This window comes from Bacillus sp. NSP9.1 (assembly GCF_000465465.2).
GTDB lineage: Bacteria > Bacillota > Bacilli > Bacillales > Bacillaceae > Bacillus > Bacillus sonorensis_A.
On sequence record NZ_CP048273.1, the window covers coordinates 3,198,596 to 3,214,695 of the forward strand.

A 16,100-nucleotide genomic window follows, 5' to 3' on the forward strand; every position below is an offset into this window, starting at 1 on the left:
AGCCCGATTCTGAACCTCTTGGGTGTAAAACAAACGATTTAATTAAAAAAACCCTTTTGAGGGCTTTTTTATAAGAAAGCTTGTGCCGCTTCAGCACTTTACAAATCAACTTATTTGTTTTTCTCCTTTAAAAACGCCATAACAGCTTTTGTCAAATCCTGTGCTTCTGTCGGTGCATCCGGAGAACCGAGCATTTTATTTAAATTGCTGTGAGATAAGTTCTTGACTCGGTAAACAAAATCAGACCCTTTCGCATGGTTTGCGATTTCTGCAAATTTGTAAACAGCAGGATCTTCCCATCGGGTAACTAAATAGGCCGGCGGCAGATTGGAATGGTTGATGTAGGTGAGCGGTGATGCTTCTGTCCACACCTTTTCATCAGAGCCAAACACCTTTTTGTAGGACGGGATCGCTCCGATGAATGACTTCAGATTCAAAGGCCCGTCTAATATCACAATCGACTTGAGTGATGCCGGTTTTAGGCCTACACTGTTTAAATATTTAGCATCTGCGGCGATTAAGCCCGTTAAGTGCCCTCCTGCCGAATGTCCCATCACATTGATTTTCGATTGGTCGATTTGATACTCATCTGCATGATTCACCACCCATTTGATGGCTTGGGCAACATCATAGGCCATATCATCATACTGAGCATCAGGATGAAGCCGATAGTTTAAAGACACGAAAACATAGCCGTTTTCTGTAAAAAACGCCGGCTTGGAAGCAGCCCCGCTCTTGTCCCCGCCTGTCCATCCCCCGCCGTGAATGTAGATGAGAACGGGATGTTTTTCATTTTCGTCGGTCTTCGGTGTATAAATATCCAGTGTTTGTTTTTCGTCCTTTGCATATTGAATATTTTTTGCGTTTTTGTCTGCATTACATGCGATGAAGCTGATACATAGAATGACTAATGCTGTAAATGCTGTCCATTTGATGATGTTTCTCAAATTTACACACCTTTCTTCTTCAGCGTTTTCAAGCTTTCCGACGGTGGACTCATATTCCGATCAATTTCTCAAATCTCAATGGGTGTTTCAGTTAAAATGCCATGCTTGTTTTGCTTCTAAGGTTTCTCAAATGCATATCCTTTTTTATCACCGATGACACCGATAAGAAAACACTTTTTCAAGCTTTGATCTATCTGCTCTGATGCCGAATTAGGCGTATGATGCTCCATTTTTATAATAAAAACTACTTCTGAAGTTGTTTTTATTATATTTTAATTTCCTGCTTAAAGATACAGGTTTGTTCTGTTTTTCACACAAATTCTACCACAAGACCAAGCACTTCATTTCCTGGCGAACAAAATTTTTTCTGTTAGCACCCCTACTGTGATATGCTAAAAGTACTAGTTTGCGTCATAGGATAAAGGTCTTCTCCGGCTCCTTAATCTGCGATTTATAGCAATCATCATAATTTGATTTTTGGAAGAACACCAATAATACAAGTGAATCTAATTGCTATTTCCCTTCTAAAGTACATAAGCAAAAAGAACTGAAATCTTTAACAAAAATGGTAAATCACTGTTGAAAAAACATGAATTTTAACCTATGATAAAAGACGTATAAAATAACATAGGGGGACATGATCATGAAAAAATTTTTAGTCTTATTCTTATCGCTTGGTTTAGCTATGGCATTAGCTGCCTGTGGCTCAACTGATGATGTATCAACTGGGGCAGATGATTCAAAAGATAAGAAGACAGAAGAAAAGAAAGATGATGATTCAAGAAAGATTGATGCCAGCAGCCAAAAGACTGAAGCTTTAGGAATGAAAGTTAACTTAGGTGATATTAAAATCATGAAAGACAAAATTAATGTCGGCATCAACATTGAAAATACGACTGATAAAGTATTAAACTTTTATCCTGATCAAGGAAACGCAGTAGTTGGAGATATGCAATTGTCAGCCAACATGTTTTTAACTGACGGTGATGTTGGTGGAGAAGTCCAAGGCGGGGTTAAACAAGATGGCGTTCTTGAATTTACAGTGCCGGAAGGAAAAGAGCTTGATATTGATCAAGTAAAAGAAATCAAGTTAAACTTTGGTGATGTAACGACTGAAGACTTTATGAAAAATCAAGCTGTTTCACTGACTGTTCAAGTAAAATAGCTCATCTCTGATTTCCTGCTGTCCGCTTGGACAGCAGGAATGATCAATATTAAAACGGCGGGCAAGCACGGTTCATTCCTTTCCAACCCTCTTTTTCTTTTAAGATACTTTCCCGTTTATCGTTCCGAAAGAGCCCAACCTCCTCTTTCCGCCGGTATTTGGACCATCAGAGGCATACCCCTATTCAAAAAATGGCAGCGAACCCAATACCCTTACATCCGCTTTTTCAGCAAAGCCTCCTTTTCGGAAATGAATCCATCAAAAAGTGAAAGACTCAGGATTCCCTTCCTTCAGATGGATAGCACGACATGATTAGAAACGCAATGGCAGTTCTTCTAAAGCTCGCATCAAAAAGTTCCCTTTCCATTTGATCTGTTCCCTTTCGCCATTTATCTGTAGATTTGGGCAGCGGCGCAATAATGTTGAAATGCCTATCTTTGCTTCCAAGCGGGCAAGCGGTGCGCCGAGGCAAAAGTGGCTGCCGTGGCCAAAGGCAATATGGCGATTGTTCTTTCTTGCAATATCAAACATTTCGGCATTCTGGAATACTTGTTCGTCGCGGTTTGCCGATGCCAATGAAATGATGATCACATCTTTTCTTTTGATTTCCTGTCCGTGTAATGTAAACGGTTCAGCCGCCCAGCGCAAGGTCGTTAATTCCACAGGGCTGTGGAATCGTAACGCCTCTTCTATCGCTGAATCCATCAAGCCCGGATTGCGGAGAAGCTTCTCCAATTGGTCAGGGTGACTCAGCAAGGCATATGTCATATTGGCGATCAGGTTTACGGTCGTTTCATGACCTGCAACGATAAGCAGCATAATCGTCGAGTACAGCTCTTCTGTGCTTAATGTTGTTCCTTCACTTTCCGCCTCAATTAATGCACTGATTAAATCTTCTGCAGGCTCATCTCTTTTTTTATGAACTAAATATTCCAGGTATTTTGCGAATTCTCCTATTTTCTGATTGTTTTCCTCCATGCTTTCAGGGGTATCTGGAAACTCAATAATCGCTTCCGACCAAACCCTGAAATTTTGTCGATCTTCAAGGGGAATGCCAAGCATTTCACTGATCACGATAATCGGCAGAGGGAAAGCGAAATCGTCTAGAAGGTTCATAGAATGGGTGGGATATACTTCATCCAGTAAAGAATCAGCGATATGTTGGATTCTGTCTTCAAGCTGCAAAATCATCCGGGGAGTAAATGCTTTTTGAACAAGGGTCCTCAAGCGGCTGTGATCAGGAGGATCTGAGTTCAGCATATGCTTTGTCAAGGCTTCTTCATTTTCCGAGAGAATGGGGCGGTTCTCTTCTTCCTCGGTGAATACATTTTCATAGTTTTTCTTTAATTTTGCATCCTTTAATAGACGTATTGCATCATCATACCTTGTCATGAGACAGCCTTCCCCCAGATCGCCCAAAGATACAGGATAAAGAGGGCGGGAAACGCGCAATTCTTTGTAGAACTCATACGCCTCATCTTTAAATGCCGCCGACGATAAGTGTTGTTCCGATAAAATAGCGGAGCTTTCCTCATTTTTTGAAACCATTCCTGCAAGCCTCCTTTTCCCGTAAAACATTGTTAATTTAATCCTTTGTTAGCATTATAAACCACAATGGTAGATTATGCTATCTATATCCAACATTCGAAAAGTGCAGCAAAGTATTTTCAAATGCCGGTTCTTCCTTACAACTTTTAGATATGATGAAAGAATGAGCTTCGATATCTTAAAATCCGTACACGAAGAAAAACCGCGGAAATGAAGAAACGTTAAAAACGTGATATACCCTCACATTGAAGGCATACGCTGGATGGAAAATTGCGTGCGTTCGGCTGAACTTGAGTCAGCATGGGTTGATTTTAAATAAATGCGCCGCTATATCACAAGGCATTTTAGGCCGTGGTATGATCACGGCCTCTTCTATTGAACACTTAAAATTTAAAGCTCTTTATACATAAAATAGGAAAAGTCGGCATGTTTACACGCTCCGCTTGTATCCTGGCACTGTATGCCTACAAAAGCTCCTGTGAAGAATCCCCCTCCTCGGATATAATCGTCTGATAACTTTTTAGACTCTAACATGAGCTCAATTTTATGCCAGTCTTCTTTGTTAAAAGAATACGAGTAATGATACGTCTCATATTCTACATTTACCCTTAAATAAACATATTCTGTTTCGCCGGGGATAACAATTTTATCTTTTAGCGGCTGTGAAAACGAAAAGTTATCACATACCGTTACATCCAGAATGCGCCCAAGGTTTTCATCATACGTGATTTGCAGAGCCGTCCAATTCTCGGTGTTGTAGTAATTCACCAATCCGGCTGCTTGCTGAAAGGTATCGGGGTGGAATTCAACGGCCGTTTCCGCAACAAAATGGAGGCTTTGCCAGCGCCTTGCCACAAACGACTGGGTAAATGTGGATGTTAATGAGTCCTGGCCGAATAAGCGTAAATGGTTCGGCCTTTCCGTTAGTGAGCCTAATTCTTTCGTAAATGGAATCCGTAATGTCTGAAAGTTGATATTTAATGTTGAATCTTCAAATTGATCAATTTGCGGGTATGTCGATGGAAACTTTGTTTCACAAATACGGGGCGCTTCCACCTCAAGGCTCCCTTCTTTTCCCCCGACCACATAAGGCCATCCGTCTTCCCATGCCAACTTTTGAATCGCTGTTTCTCTTCCCAGAGGACAATATCCTCTTTGGTGAATCACCGAATCGTCATCCGGGTGAATCGGACGCCCTGTCAAATGAGCCAAATACCACTCACCTGTATGTGTTTGCACAATTGATGCATGTCCGCATTTTTGCAATGGATGTTGCGGAGCGTGCCAAGACGTTAAAATTGGGTTATCAGGGTGAACTTCGTACGGCCCTTCAATGTTTTTTGAGCGGGCAATCGTGGCTGCGTGCTCGAACCGTGTTCCGCCTTCCGCCGTTAATAAATAGTAATAATCCCCGATATGATAAAGGTGCGGTGCTTCAGTCAGTTTGATATCTGTACCTTTAAAAATGATTGTCGGATGTTTGATCAGCCTTTTTTCCTTTTCCGAATATTCCTGCATCACAATGCCCCCAAATGAATGGCGGTCTGTTCGATGGTCCCACAGCATATTTAATAAATATTTTCTTCCGTCCGTATCATGGAACAAAGAAGCATCAAAGCCGGAACGATTTAATGTGATGGGTTCCCCCCAATCACCGTCAACGGTTTCACAAGTGACCAAGTAGTTACGGCAGTCTTTCCATGCTCCATCGACAACCTTTACATCCGTATATACGAGCCAAAACTTGCCCTCGCTGTAGCTTAAACAAGGCGCCCATACCCCGCCTGAGTCGGGATTTCCTTTCATATCCAATTGCGAAATCCGCTGCAATGGACGGGCAACCAAACGCCAATTCACCAGATCTTTTGAATGATGGATTTGCACCCCCGGAAACCATTCAAAGGTGGATACAGCTATATAATAATCCTCACCGACTCTGCAGATGCTCGGATCGGGATTGAAGCCTTTCAGTACCGGATTGCTAATTTTCATCTTCATTCCTCCTCATCTTGAAAGTGCTAAGCTACCTTAAATGTCCAAGTCAACTTTATCTCTATTCTCTAATTCACGTACGACTTTGGCATATTTTTCTTCGTTTAAATGATAAAAATTAATGTCGATCATCGCTATGATCAGGAATATAACAGGGACGACAGTTGTCGTGATTAATATCCCTGTCAATGCTTCAGGAGATTGAACTTGACCGGCAACATAGCCGAACTTGTCCAGTATCAGTCCCGGAACGATTCCGCCGAGTGCCATGCCGAACTTAAAGAAAAAGCCGATAATCGCATAAATCAATCCGCCCAAGCGTTTTCCTGTCCGATATTCGCCGTATTCGATCGTTTCCGGAATAAGCGCCCACATATATCCCCCTGCTGTAACACTTCCTACTGCGGCAATGACACGAAAGAAGAGCACCAGAAACACATTGCTTGGCGGAATAATGAGAATGGCTAAAAGTCCAATGATATTTAATAATAAAGCGGCATTTAACAGCTTTCTCTTTCCCAGCCATTGATTGATTCGCGGTATAAACGGCAGAACGGCCAATGCAGGAAGACTTCCCAGCAAGCCATACCATTTCACAAGGTCTTCTCTGCCAACATTGTATGTCATGTAATAGATTCCGACAGAATTGCTGATCGAGTTGACGCCAAAGATAATAATGAAGAAAATGCTCAGTACAACCAATGGCCGATTCACCCGGAATTGCTCAAAAATATCAGAAAATTTGATTTTCTCATCCGGATTTTTCAGGGTGACCCTCTCTTTTGTACTTTTAAAACAAAAGATTAACAAACAGGCGCCAATGATGCTTAACATGCTCATCGTCAGCTGCCAGCCAAGAGCTTTGTTTCCGGTTGTATCACCTAAATAAGCAGATAATAATGGAACGAAAAAAGATACGATCAGTCCGCCGAGATTGGCAAAGACCATCCGAACAGATGTGATGCTGACGACCTCTTGATGATTTCTCGTCATTGCGGAAGTTAACGCACCGTATGGCACATTTATCGTCGTGTATGTAAGCGATAAGCCGACATACGTCACGTAAGCGTAGACTAATTTGCCCATATGGGAAAAATCCGGTGTTGTGAAACAGAGGATGGCAAGTACAGAAAGAGGAAACGCACCAAACAGCAAATACGGTCTAAAACGCCCAAATTTACTATTTGTTCTGTCTACGATTGTTCCGATAAAAGGATCGGCAAGCGCATCAATCATTCGCACAACTAAAAACATCGTGCCGGCAGCCGCTGCTGATAAACCGTACACATCGGTATAGAAAAATAAAAGATACGTTGAAACGGTCGTGTAAATCAAATTACATGCCAGATCTCCAGAGGCGTAGGCAGATTTCTCAAACATACTGATTGTTTTAACATGTTCACCAGCCATATTCTTTCCCCCCCTAAAAGCAGACGCTTTTTGATATCTACTAACCACTCAAGGTTTGTCCCCATCACAAGCTTTCAAACAATCGCGCTGCAATTCAGCGGATTTCTCCTCCAAACACGGCAAGCCTCCTTTCATTTTTTGTTCTGGACAGTGATCGCCCAACTTTGTTTATTCGTTAAACTAAGTTTAGTTCGTTATGAAAGCGTTGTCAATCATTTGTTATATGACACAAAAACAGATAGAAACAATGTGCTAAAAGGCACTAAAAAGTACCTATGTGACTTAAAAGTGCGCACTTCTTTTTTTGACTCTTCTGTTTGATAATGGGTATAGATGGTTATAAAGAAAACGGAGGGATGGATGATGAAACTTGATTTACAAAGAAAAACGGCATTGGTGACCGGGTCCACATCAGGGATCGGCAAAGCCATTGCCGCTTCACTCACGGAAGAAGGGGCGGCTGTCGTCATCAATGGGCGCCGGGAAGAGAAAGTCATAGAAACGATAGACGAATTGAAAGCGCGGTATCCTGAGGCTGTTCTTTATCCGGCGGCTTTTGATCTTGGGACCGAAAACGGATGCCAAGACTTGTTTGCCGCATTCCCTCAAGTTGACATTTTGGTGAATAATTTGGGGATTTTTGAGCCGGCGGATTTCTTTGAGATACCGGATGAGGAATGGTTTCGCTTTTTCGAGGTGAATATCATGAGCGGGGTAAGGCTCTCGCGCAGGTATTTACAGAAGATGATCGAGAAAAAGGAAGGCCGGGTCATTTTTATTGCAAGCGAAGCCGCGGTGATGCCATCACAGGAAATGGCGCATTACAGTGCGACGAAAACGATGCAGCTCTCCATTTCCCGGAGCCTGGCAGAGCTTACATCGGGCACAAATGTGACGGTCAATACCGTTATGCCGGGCTCAACCTTAACTGAGGGCGTTGAAACGATGCTGCATTCTCTCTATCCGGGCGAAAACCTGACCGCAGAAGAAGCGGAACAGCGTTTTATGAGAGAAAACCGGCCGACATCGATTATCCAGAGGCTGATTCGTCCGGAAGAAATCGCACACTTTGTCGCGTTTTTAAGCAGCCCGCTTTCCTCGGCGATCAATGGTGCCGCATTGCGGGCGGATGGCGGATTGGTCCGCAGCGTCATTTAAAAAAAGGCTGGAATGTTGATTCCAGCCTTTTTTTCATTGATTGACGTAAACATTTTGAAAGAATGCCGTCGCCTCCCACACGTTTAAACCAAGTAAGCCGCTGGAAAAAGTTGAGTCATTGGCATCGATCACTAAGCGGCCATCTAAATAGATGTTAAAGCGGGTACCGTTAGCCACCGTTTTAAGATGATAGGTTTGATTGATATCGATCGGTGTTTTATATTCGGCGATGATTGTAGCGTTTCCGTCTACAAACTTAAAAAATTTAACGACGTCATGTTTGGCGTCAACATTGGCAAGATAGCCGTTTTTGACATCTTGGTCAGCCCGAAACACAAGAGCCCCCGCCCCTCTTCCATTTCCATCCTTTATCGTGATATCGGATTCGTATGTGAAGTCTGTTCCCGATTTTGAAGATACAATGAAAGAATCACCGTCAGAGCGCCCTTGTTTTCCATCTATTGTGTCGGCCCACACGCCGTTGACAGTCGTCCAGCCGGTTAAATTGGACTTGAAGGGTGACGACCTCCATATGTTTTGCAGAGGTTGGATCGTAAGCGAGTTTAGCTTGACTAAACCGTTTGACGCATACAGCTCAAGACCTTTGCTGGATGGATCAGGGAGAATGATATCGGTGATCACCCGCCGTCCATCGTTTCCAAAGACTTCGACTGACGAGCGGTCCACAAAAATGCGCATCTTCACCTTTCCATCAATCGGACGCATTGGCGCCATATGCTTCCCATTGTTAAAGCTCGGATTGAAGGATATGTTTCCTGAACGGCTCCGGTCAACGAACAGACCGGCGCTGTTTGAATCATAACCGATTTTTGTATATTGATCTCCTTTTTTTCGCACCTTAAAACCGAATTCGGACGCCATCCCCGGCAATATTTGAAATTCAGCATTGATTTCATAGGCATCCCCTGAAAAACCGGCCAGCAAATTCCTGCTTCGCGGTGAAATCATCTTGTGTCTCCACTCTTGTGACGCTCCCCGGATTGATTGAAGCTCCGCGACTGGGGTTTGAACGACTCTGAATCCCTCAGAAAGCGCTTTCAATTTTAGCTGTCTTGGAAGGGTCATGGCCCCTCTCCACGGGGATGTCGGCACATCGTTGGCATATTGCCAGTTGCTCATCCATCCTAACCAAAGCCGCCGTCCGTCTGAAGACGGGATGTCTGACCAAGTAACAGCCGCATAGAAGTCTTTACCGTAATCTGTCCAAAGGACCTGTTCCGGCGGATTTTCATTCTTAAAGGTCGTTCCATCAAAGCTGCCAACGAAGTACTGCATGCCTGATCCTCCTGAAACCGATCCGTTTCCAACACTGACTTGCATGACCCATTTTTTTTGATTTGGACGGCCTTCCACAGGAAGCTCAAATAAATCCGGACATTCCCATACTCCTCCATGGCTCCCCTGCCCGTGGCCAAATTGACTTGCATAAGCCCATTCCTTCAAATCGGGCGATGTGTACATCAAGATGCGATCTCCGGCGGCAAGCACCATCACCCACTTGTTTGTCTTTTCATGCCAAAACACTTTCGGATCGCGAAAGTCTTTTTTGCCCGGGTTTGGAATAACAGGGTTGCCTGCGTATTTCGTCCATGTTCTGCCTTTGTCATTGCTGTAGGCAATGCTTTGCACTTGAACGCCACCCCGATCTTGTGTGTAAATGGCGACAAGCGGCTTCTCTGCACCTGTTTGAAAACCGCTTGTATTATGCCAATCTACCACGGCGCTTCCGGAAAAAATCGTCCCTTTATCATCCGGTTCGAGCGCAACCGGAAGGTGTTCCCATGAGACTAAATCTTTGCTTACCGCATGACCCCAGTGCATCGGCCCCCATTTGAGGCCGTATGGATGATATTGATAGAACAGATGGTATTCCCCTTTATAATAAACCATTCCGTTTGGATCGTTCATCCAGTTGGCTTCAGGTGTGAAATGGTACTTTGGCCGATGCTTTTCATCATAGTAGCCCGGGTCGGCTGCAGAAACAGGAAGGGCTGACAACCACATCATCATCAAAATGATTCCAACTTGCATACATGCCTTTTTCACTTTTTTGCTCCTCTCTTTTTCCTTTTTAACACCTTACCGCCGCTTCCTGCTGCAGCTAAGCTACTATGATTATTGTCCAACAGCTGCTAAACGGCCAAGAATGTCTACGGCCGCACAGCCCGCTTCCATTTCGCGGCTGACTTTCTCCCTACTTCAAAAATCCAGCCCAATAGCCGAGAATCCCAATTACAAAAATACCCAATATAATCAACAGAGGATTCACACCTTTGCGCAGCATCCAGGCCACGAACAATGTCAATCCCAAAGGGAGAGCTCCCGGCATGATGCTGTCTAACACATTTTGCACCGTTTGAACATCGACTTTGCCTGACTCATCCTTAATTCTTGACACCACGACCGGGATGTTGATGGTGGTCCACTTGGAGACGAGGGCTCCCATGACAAACAAGCCGAGGATGGTGGCGCCTTCCGTCAACTTTTGAATGCGGTTTCCGACCAAGTCTTGCAGAATTTCCATTCCTTTTACATAACCGTATTTTAAACCGTAATACTTCGTGCTTAATCGAATCGCATTGATTAAGAAGAAAAACAGCAAAGGACCGGCGATGTTCCCGCCTAAAGCGAGCGATGCCCCTAAAGCCGCCAGTACCGGGCGCAATGTTCCCCAGAAAATAGGGTCGCCCACACCGGCCAAAGGTCCCATTAATCCGATTTTCATTCCGCTGATCGCTTTGGCGTCAATTCCTTTATTGTTGGCCATTTCTTCTTCCATGGCGGCTGTGACGCCGAAAATGGGCGCTGTCAGCCATGGATGCGTGTTGAACCATTCCAGGTGGCGCTGGAGCGCTTCACTTCTTTTCGCTCCCGGGCCGTAAAGCTTTTTAATCGCCGGAATCATGACATAGCAATACCCCATGGCCTGAACACGCTCAAAGTTAAATGATCCCAGCAAAAAATTGGAACGTATAAACATGCTGAAAATTTCTCTTTTCGTTAATCTTTTTTCTGTATCCATCTTCATCCCTCCTTATGATTTAGGCATCGAGATCATCATCGTCGTCATCATAGACAGCCACACTGCTGTCGCTGGCAGCGGCGACTGCGCCATGCGCGGTGTTTTTTTGCATGACCTGCTGATATAAGAGCGCCAGACAAAGCCCCAGTGCGCCAAACCCAACCAGGTTGAAATCTGTAAATGCTGCCAGTAAAAATCCGATATAGAAAAATGGCTTTAAATAAGGGATGTTCATCATATTGATGACCATGGCATACCCGACGACAACGATAATTCCCCCGCCTACCTGCAAACCTTTTGTGATGACTTCAGGTATATTTCCCAAGAAGGCCTGAACGGCGCTGACGCTGATCAATGCCACAATCAAAGTCGGGATCATGACCCGCAGCGCTTGAAAGACCATCGCGGTGATGTGCATGATTTCGATTCCTTTAAAATTCCCGTCTTTCGCATATTTGTCAGCGCGATGAATGAGAAAGACGGTGATTGTGCGGACAAAAATGGTCAGCGCCTGCCCTGCAGCGGCGAGTGCGACAGCCACGGCAATGCCTTCACCGATTCCCTGATCAGCGGTAATGACTAAAATCGTTGAAATCACAGAGGCGATCGCTGTATCCGGCGCCATGGCAAGACCGACATTCATCCAGCCGAGCGCCATCAGCTCAAGTGTTCCACCGAGAATGATTCCCGTCTTTAAATCACCGAGCACCAAGCCGACCAATGTGCAGGCAATCAGCGGACGGTGCGTCTGCCCCTCGTCCAGCACGCTGCCTATGCCTGTAATGGCTGCGATGATCAGCAACAAAACGATTTGTATGGTCGTCATCTTGTTTCATCCTCCTTTTATTTTGCGGCGTTTCTTAAAAGCTGCATAAAATCTTCACTGTTATCGGAAGGAAGCTGCCGCAGCTCCAGTTTCACACCCATTTCATGCAGTGCTTCAAACGCCTCGATATCTTTTTCTGTAACACTGACCGATTTTGTTATTTGCCTGCGGTTATTCTCAAAGCGCATGCCGCCGACATTGACTGTCTCGATTGGTACACCTGCTTCAACGAGGGATACGATATCACCCGGTTTTTCAAATAAAAGCATCGCTGTTGTATCCTGATAGCGCGGACTGTGAAACGCTTTGGCCATCTTCGAAATCGAGACGGCGCTCGCTTTTACATTAGAAGGCGCCACAGAAAGGATCAGCGTTTTTCTCATTTCATCAGCCGCAATCTCATCTGAGACGATGATGATGCGGTCGGCGGCATGAATTTTAATCCACCTTGTTAGCACCTGGCCGTGAATGAAGCGGTCGTCAATTCTTGCAAGTACAATCTTCATAATAATTCATCCTCTCTTTCTTGATGGGAGATCTTTACTTTTTCTAAATGTTCACTGCACACTTGAAAGGTTTCTTGACTCATCTTTTTCAAATTGCCGAGCAGCTCTTTCAGCGGCATATGTCCTCTCAAGCTTAAGGCTTCCAACAGAATCGGCAGGTTGACGCCGGCGGCCATATCGATTCTTCGGTCGCCGACGATGTAAGGGGTGGCCGCGTTATATGGCGTCCCTCCAAAAATATCCACCAAAAACAGAACTTCATGTTCCTCGGGAATGCCCTTCAGCGTCTCTTTATATTTTTCTTGCAATGTTTGGATGCCTTCACCTTTCAAAAACGGCACCGCCATGAGGTTGTCTTCTTCACCGAATATCATGCCTGAAGACTCTTTTAATGCTGTGGGAAAATGTCCATGTCCACTGATAATGACTGAAATCATGATGTTTGCTCCTTTCCTTTTTTCGTTCGCTTATTATTCATGCAAGTATCGTGCCAAGGTAGGAGTATCAGCATTTTTTATTGAATCTTAAGTCGGTGATTTTTTCGGTATGAAACACATTTCAAATAAAAAATAAACCTGTATTAAAATGGGGGTCCATTTAATACAGGTTTATAGAAAAAAGGCGGATTTAAAACAGCCTGCATTTCATGAAGACTGCAATTCTTCGGCAAAAATCGAGGCGATAAACAGTTTTTCATCACGGCTGATGTTGAGTCCGAGCTTTTCTTCGTAAGGTATTAATGTCTGCTCCGTCACGCGGTAGACCCGTTCCAGCTGATCGGTTATCTCTTCTTCGTCCGCAAAAGCGATCGGGTTCTGTTTGATCACCCTTTCAAAAGCAAATGCGGTGTGTACGATGACTTTGATCATCACTGAGTTGTTTAAGATGATGCCCAATTCGTCCTGGATTGTTTGCAGCCACTCCAATAAAATCTCTGTAATATGGTACGGGTTCAAAAAGACCAGATACTTTTTCAAACTATCTTCGCAAAGCTCCCGCACAACGATATTCGGGCTGGTTAGTCCGACGTTTGCCGGTGCATGACCTTTTGTGATCGCCTGCTGAAGAATTTTTTCGCCTTCTCCTTCAATTAATACTTCCAAAGATACATGGGGAGCGTCGATTTTCGGGTTTTTCGTTCCGACTGTGGCAACGATCTCATATTCTTGTTCGATTTTTTTGATGCTGTTTGCCAATTTCATGGATGAAACGGTCAGGATTTTAATCGGATCATCAGATGCTTTGTTGACGATCGTTGTTAAAATCTCTTCCAGCTTTTTGGCCGTTCCGCTGCCTGTCGTGCAAATCGAGACCAGCGCCTTCCTTTTGCCGGATGCCGCAGGCTGCTGGTCCCATAATTCGATAAAGTCCTTTTTAACCGAATCATAGATCGCATGAAGGTTTAGATTCAGATAGTTCACCTTTCGAACCGCATCCAGCACCATTGCTGTGGTAACATTGCTGATCGTTTTGATTTTGACGCCGGTTTTTTCTTCGAGCCTGCTTCCCAGCATTGCAAGCGATCCCATGTCGACGAGCATTAAAACGCCCTCTCCTTCGTCCACTTCCTCAACCTTTACCGCCAGGCATTCGATGATTTCCGCCGGTGATACAGTAAGGGGCATATCCACGGCTACAATCGGGGTGCTGCCCAACAGTTCAGTTGCCACCTCCACCAGGGAACTTGCCATGCTGTTTCCGTGCGCAGCCACGACAATCCCCACCCTTTTCGTTTCCTCCAATGATTTGATCGAATGAATGAGCATCGTTAAATAGATGACTTCGATTTCCGGAATGACGACTCTAAAATATTCTTCAATCTTATCTTTGAAAATCAGGGCGACCTGATATTCTTTCACATGGGTGTCACGGATTTCGTCCGTCTCCTGTGTATTCAAGACATCAATTTGCTTTCCGCGCTTTAAAAATGAGTCGATATGCATGCTTAAAAAGTAGATGAATTTACGGTCAAATTTGCAATTCAGCTCATGTTCGGCAACTTCTTTTAATGCTTTCGTAATGTGAAGCACATCGTCTTCCACAAATTTCAGCAGGCTGTAGTTTTGAAATGTTCGTTGATGGAAAAAGCTGCGGACATGCAGATGGATATCAGTTAAAATGTATTGATTAATCTCCTTTTTTGATAAACCTTCCTGATTTAAGATTTTGACTTTTTCCTCTATCAAATGATACAGATTAAAGGAAAGATCGTCTTCGATCTTGGTTGTTTCATCCTCGACAATCGGCGAAATGATCGTGGTAATATTGACATATTCAGAAATCATTTTGCTTCTTTCAATATTTTTGCTGCTGGAAATCCAGTCTTGCTTGATGTCCTCCGGAAGGTCGCGGACGGTCAGTTCCACAACATCTTCCCGGTCCAGGTGGTTTAAAAACCCGTGTGCACAAACAAGCTGTACATTCGATTTCAGCTGTCCCACATTTCCGAATTTCGCCGAATGAATCAGCGCGTTGTACACATCAATGTGGACGCTTAAATTTTTCTTAATCCGCTCTGCTTCTTTCCCCAACAAAAACGTCGTCAGCTCGACTCTTTCCTGCAATGATCGTTCATCAAGCGAGGGAATATGTATCGTCATCGGAATTCTTCGCAGAAATGTTTTTAATAGAGCAGAGCTCGGGTTTTCTGTCGTCGCGCATATGAACAATACCTTTGCTGTCCGTTTATGTTCCGTCTCCCCAAGCCTGTTATATGTTCCGCTGTCAATAAAATAAAACAGCATTTCCTGTCCTTCCGGGGGAAGGCGGTGGATCTCATCCATAAACAGAATGCCGCCGTCGGCCTGTTCGACCAAACCGACTTTATCGTCGCCGGCGCCGGTAAAGCTCCCTTTTTTATGTCCAAACAATTGCGAAAGCAGCAATTGCGGATTGTTATAGTAGTCTGCACAGTTAAATGTAATAAACGGAGCGCCCGGCTTCAATATGTCGGAATAAATGGCGAACTGGTAAATCCGGTTGGCAAAAAGCGATTTGCCCGAACCCGTCGGTCCTAAAAGGAGCATATGGAGGCCGTGCGGAGGATAAAAGACAGCGGCTTTCGCTTGCGAGATCGCTTTTTTTAAGCTGCCTTTCGCCCCGATCATAAGTTCCAGCGGATTCGTGGAAATATCCCGGCGGGGCTTTTTCGAATGGCCGGCATACTGCTTCAGTTCCTCGACTTCCATCACGTCTTTATTCCATTTACGTCCGAACGTTTTTTCCACCGTTTCAACAGGGACATAACGAACAGGGAATGTTTTAACTTTGATGACCTTTTTCGAGCGTACAAGGTTGTTCAATTCAAAGCTAACATTGGAGCGCTCCATTTTCAGCTGTTCAGCGATTTCTTTTGCAGAATATCCTTGCACCTTTAAAAGGTGATCCAAGGTTGTTTCATGAAAATTTTGCATAAGCTGCTGATACACTTTATCGATTCTTTTCATGTCTATCATCCTTTGTCCTTTTTGGATATTGTCCGTTGCCGTTTGCTAGTTTTTTAGAA

At 44.3% G+C, this 16,100-nt stretch carries 12 protein-coding genes and 1 pseudogene; 3 read left to right on the top strand and 10 right to left on the bottom strand.

Annotated elements, in window-relative coordinates; genetic code table 11:
- Nucleotides 1-110 precede the first annotated feature (110 nt).
- Nucleotides 111-947 (bottom strand): alpha/beta hydrolase, encoded by an 837-nt coding sequence (locus M654_RS16720; protein WP_026588010.1) that lies wholly within the window; start codon nucleotides 945-947, stop codon nucleotides 111-113.
- 643 nt (nucleotides 948-1,590) lie between these two features.
- Between M654_RS16720 and M654_RS16725 the strand changes: the two genes are divergently transcribed.
- Nucleotides 1,591-2,112, top strand: a complete 522-nt coding sequence (locus M654_RS16725) for a hypothetical protein (protein ID WP_026588011.1) — start codon at nucleotides 1,591-1,593, stop codon at nucleotides 2,110-2,112.
- A gap of 312 nt (nucleotides 2,113-2,424) precedes the next feature.
- Here M654_RS16725 and M654_RS16730 read toward each other — a convergent pair whose 3' ends face one another.
- Nucleotides 2,425-3,660: a cytochrome P450 family protein gene (locus M654_RS16730; protein ID WP_026588012.1), complete on the bottom strand. Its 1,236-nt coding sequence runs from the start codon at nucleotides 3,658-3,660 to the stop codon at nucleotides 2,425-2,427.
- Between the two features lie 197 nt (nucleotides 3,661-3,857).
- On the opposite strand from M654_RS16730, the pseudogene M654_RS24425 reads away from it, so the two are divergent.
- Nucleotides 3,858-3,979, top strand: a pseudogene (locus tag M654_RS24425) (gfo/Idh/MocA family oxidoreductase); the annotation flags it as partial.
- A 71-nt stretch (nucleotides 3,980-4,050) separates the two neighbouring features.
- Here M654_RS24425 and xynB read toward each other — a convergent pair.
- Both xynB and M654_RS16740 read right to left on the bottom strand, forming a co-directional pair.
- Entirely contained in the window at nucleotides 4,051-5,652 is a 1,602-nt protein-coding gene (xynB, locus tag M654_RS16735; RefSeq protein WP_026588013.1) for a xylan 1,4-beta-xylosidase, read from the bottom strand.
- A gap of 36 nt (nucleotides 5,653-5,688) precedes the next feature.
- The gene (locus M654_RS16740; protein ID WP_026588014.1) at nucleotides 5,689-7,062 is read right to left on the bottom strand and encodes an MFS transporter; all 1,374 of its coding nucleotides are present in this window, start codon (nucleotides 7,060-7,062) and stop codon (nucleotides 5,689-5,691) included.
- Between the two features lie 363 nt (nucleotides 7,063-7,425).
- On the opposite strand from M654_RS16740, the gene M654_RS16745 reads away from it, so the two are divergent.
- Entirely contained in the window at nucleotides 7,426-8,220 is a 795-nt protein-coding gene (locus tag M654_RS16745) for an SDR family NAD(P)-dependent oxidoreductase (RefSeq protein WP_026588015.1), read from the top strand.
- A gap of 33 nt (nucleotides 8,221-8,253) precedes the next feature.
- Here the strand turns inward: M654_RS16745 and M654_RS16750 are convergent, their stop codons facing one another.
- From M654_RS16750 to M654_RS16775, 6 genes are all read right to left on the bottom strand, one after another.
- Nucleotides 8,254-10,287, bottom strand: a complete 2,034-nt coding sequence (locus M654_RS16750; protein ID WP_026588016.1) for a glycoside hydrolase family 32 protein — start codon at nucleotides 10,285-10,287, stop codon at nucleotides 8,254-8,256.
- A 148-nt stretch (nucleotides 10,288-10,435) separates the two neighbouring features.
- A complete protein-coding gene (levG, locus tag M654_RS16755) occupies nucleotides 10,436-11,263 on the bottom strand; it encodes a PTS fructose transporter subunit IID (protein ID WP_026588017.1) in 828 nt (275 codons plus the stop codon).
- A 19-nt stretch (nucleotides 11,264-11,282) separates the two neighbouring features.
- On the bottom strand, nucleotides 11,283-12,089 hold the full coding sequence (gene levF, locus M654_RS16760; RefSeq protein WP_026588018.1) for a PTS fructose transporter subunit IIC: 807 nt from the start codon (nucleotides 12,087-12,089) through the stop codon (nucleotides 11,283-11,285).
- Between the two features lie 17 nt (nucleotides 12,090-12,106).
- Complete coding sequence (locus M654_RS16765) at nucleotides 12,107-12,595, bottom strand: PTS sugar transporter subunit IIB (RefSeq protein WP_026588019.1); 489 nt, start codon at nucleotides 12,593-12,595, stop codon at nucleotides 12,107-12,109.
- A complete protein-coding gene (locus M654_RS16770) occupies nucleotides 12,592-13,032 on the bottom strand; it encodes a mannose/fructose/sorbose PTS transporter subunit IIA (RefSeq protein ID WP_026588020.1) in 441 nt (146 codons plus the stop codon). The genes M654_RS16765 and M654_RS16770 overlap by 4 nt, the downstream gene beginning before the upstream one ends.
- A gap of 207 nt (nucleotides 13,033-13,239) precedes the next feature.
- A complete protein-coding gene (locus M654_RS16775; protein WP_026588021.1) occupies nucleotides 13,240-16,041 on the bottom strand; it encodes a sigma-54-dependent transcriptional regulator in 2,802 nt (933 codons plus the stop codon).
- Between the last annotated feature and the right edge of the window lie 59 nt (nucleotides 16,042-16,100).

Coding starts and splice junctions, on each gene's coding strand:
- M654_RS16730 (WP_026588012.1), bottom strand. CDS start 3,660: ATGGTTTCAAAAAATGAGGAAAGCTCCGCTATTTTATCGGAACAACAC.
- xynB (WP_026588013.1), bottom strand. CDS start 5,652: ATGAAAATTAGCAATCCGGTACTGAAAGGCTTCAATCCCGATCCGAGC.
- M654_RS16745 (WP_026588015.1), top strand. CDS start 7,426: ATGAAACTTGATTTACAAAGAAAAACGGCATTGGTGACCGGGTCCACA.
- M654_RS16740 (WP_026588014.1), bottom strand. CDS start 7,062: ATGGCTGGTGAACATGTTAAAACAATCAGTATGTTTGAGAAATCTGCC.
- M654_RS16765 (WP_026588019.1), bottom strand. CDS start 12,595: ATGAAGATTGTACTTGCAAGAATTGACGACCGCTTCATTCACGGCCAG.
- M654_RS16770 (WP_026588020.1), bottom strand. CDS start 13,032: ATGATTTCAGTCATTATCAGTGGACATGGACATTTTCCCACAGCATTA.
- M654_RS16725 (WP_026588011.1), top strand. CDS start 1,591: ATGAAAAAATTTTTAGTCTTATTCTTATCGCTTGGTTTAGCTATGGCA.
- M654_RS16775 (WP_026588021.1), bottom strand. CDS start 16,041: ATGAAAAGAATCGATAAAGTGTATCAGCAGCTTATGCAAAATTTTCAT.
- levF (WP_026588018.1), bottom strand. CDS start 12,089: ATGACGACCATACAAATCGTTTTGTTGCTGATCATCGCAGCCATTACA.
- levG (WP_026588017.1), bottom strand. CDS start 11,263: ATGGATACAGAAAAAAGATTAACGAAAAGAGAAATTTTCAGCATGTTT.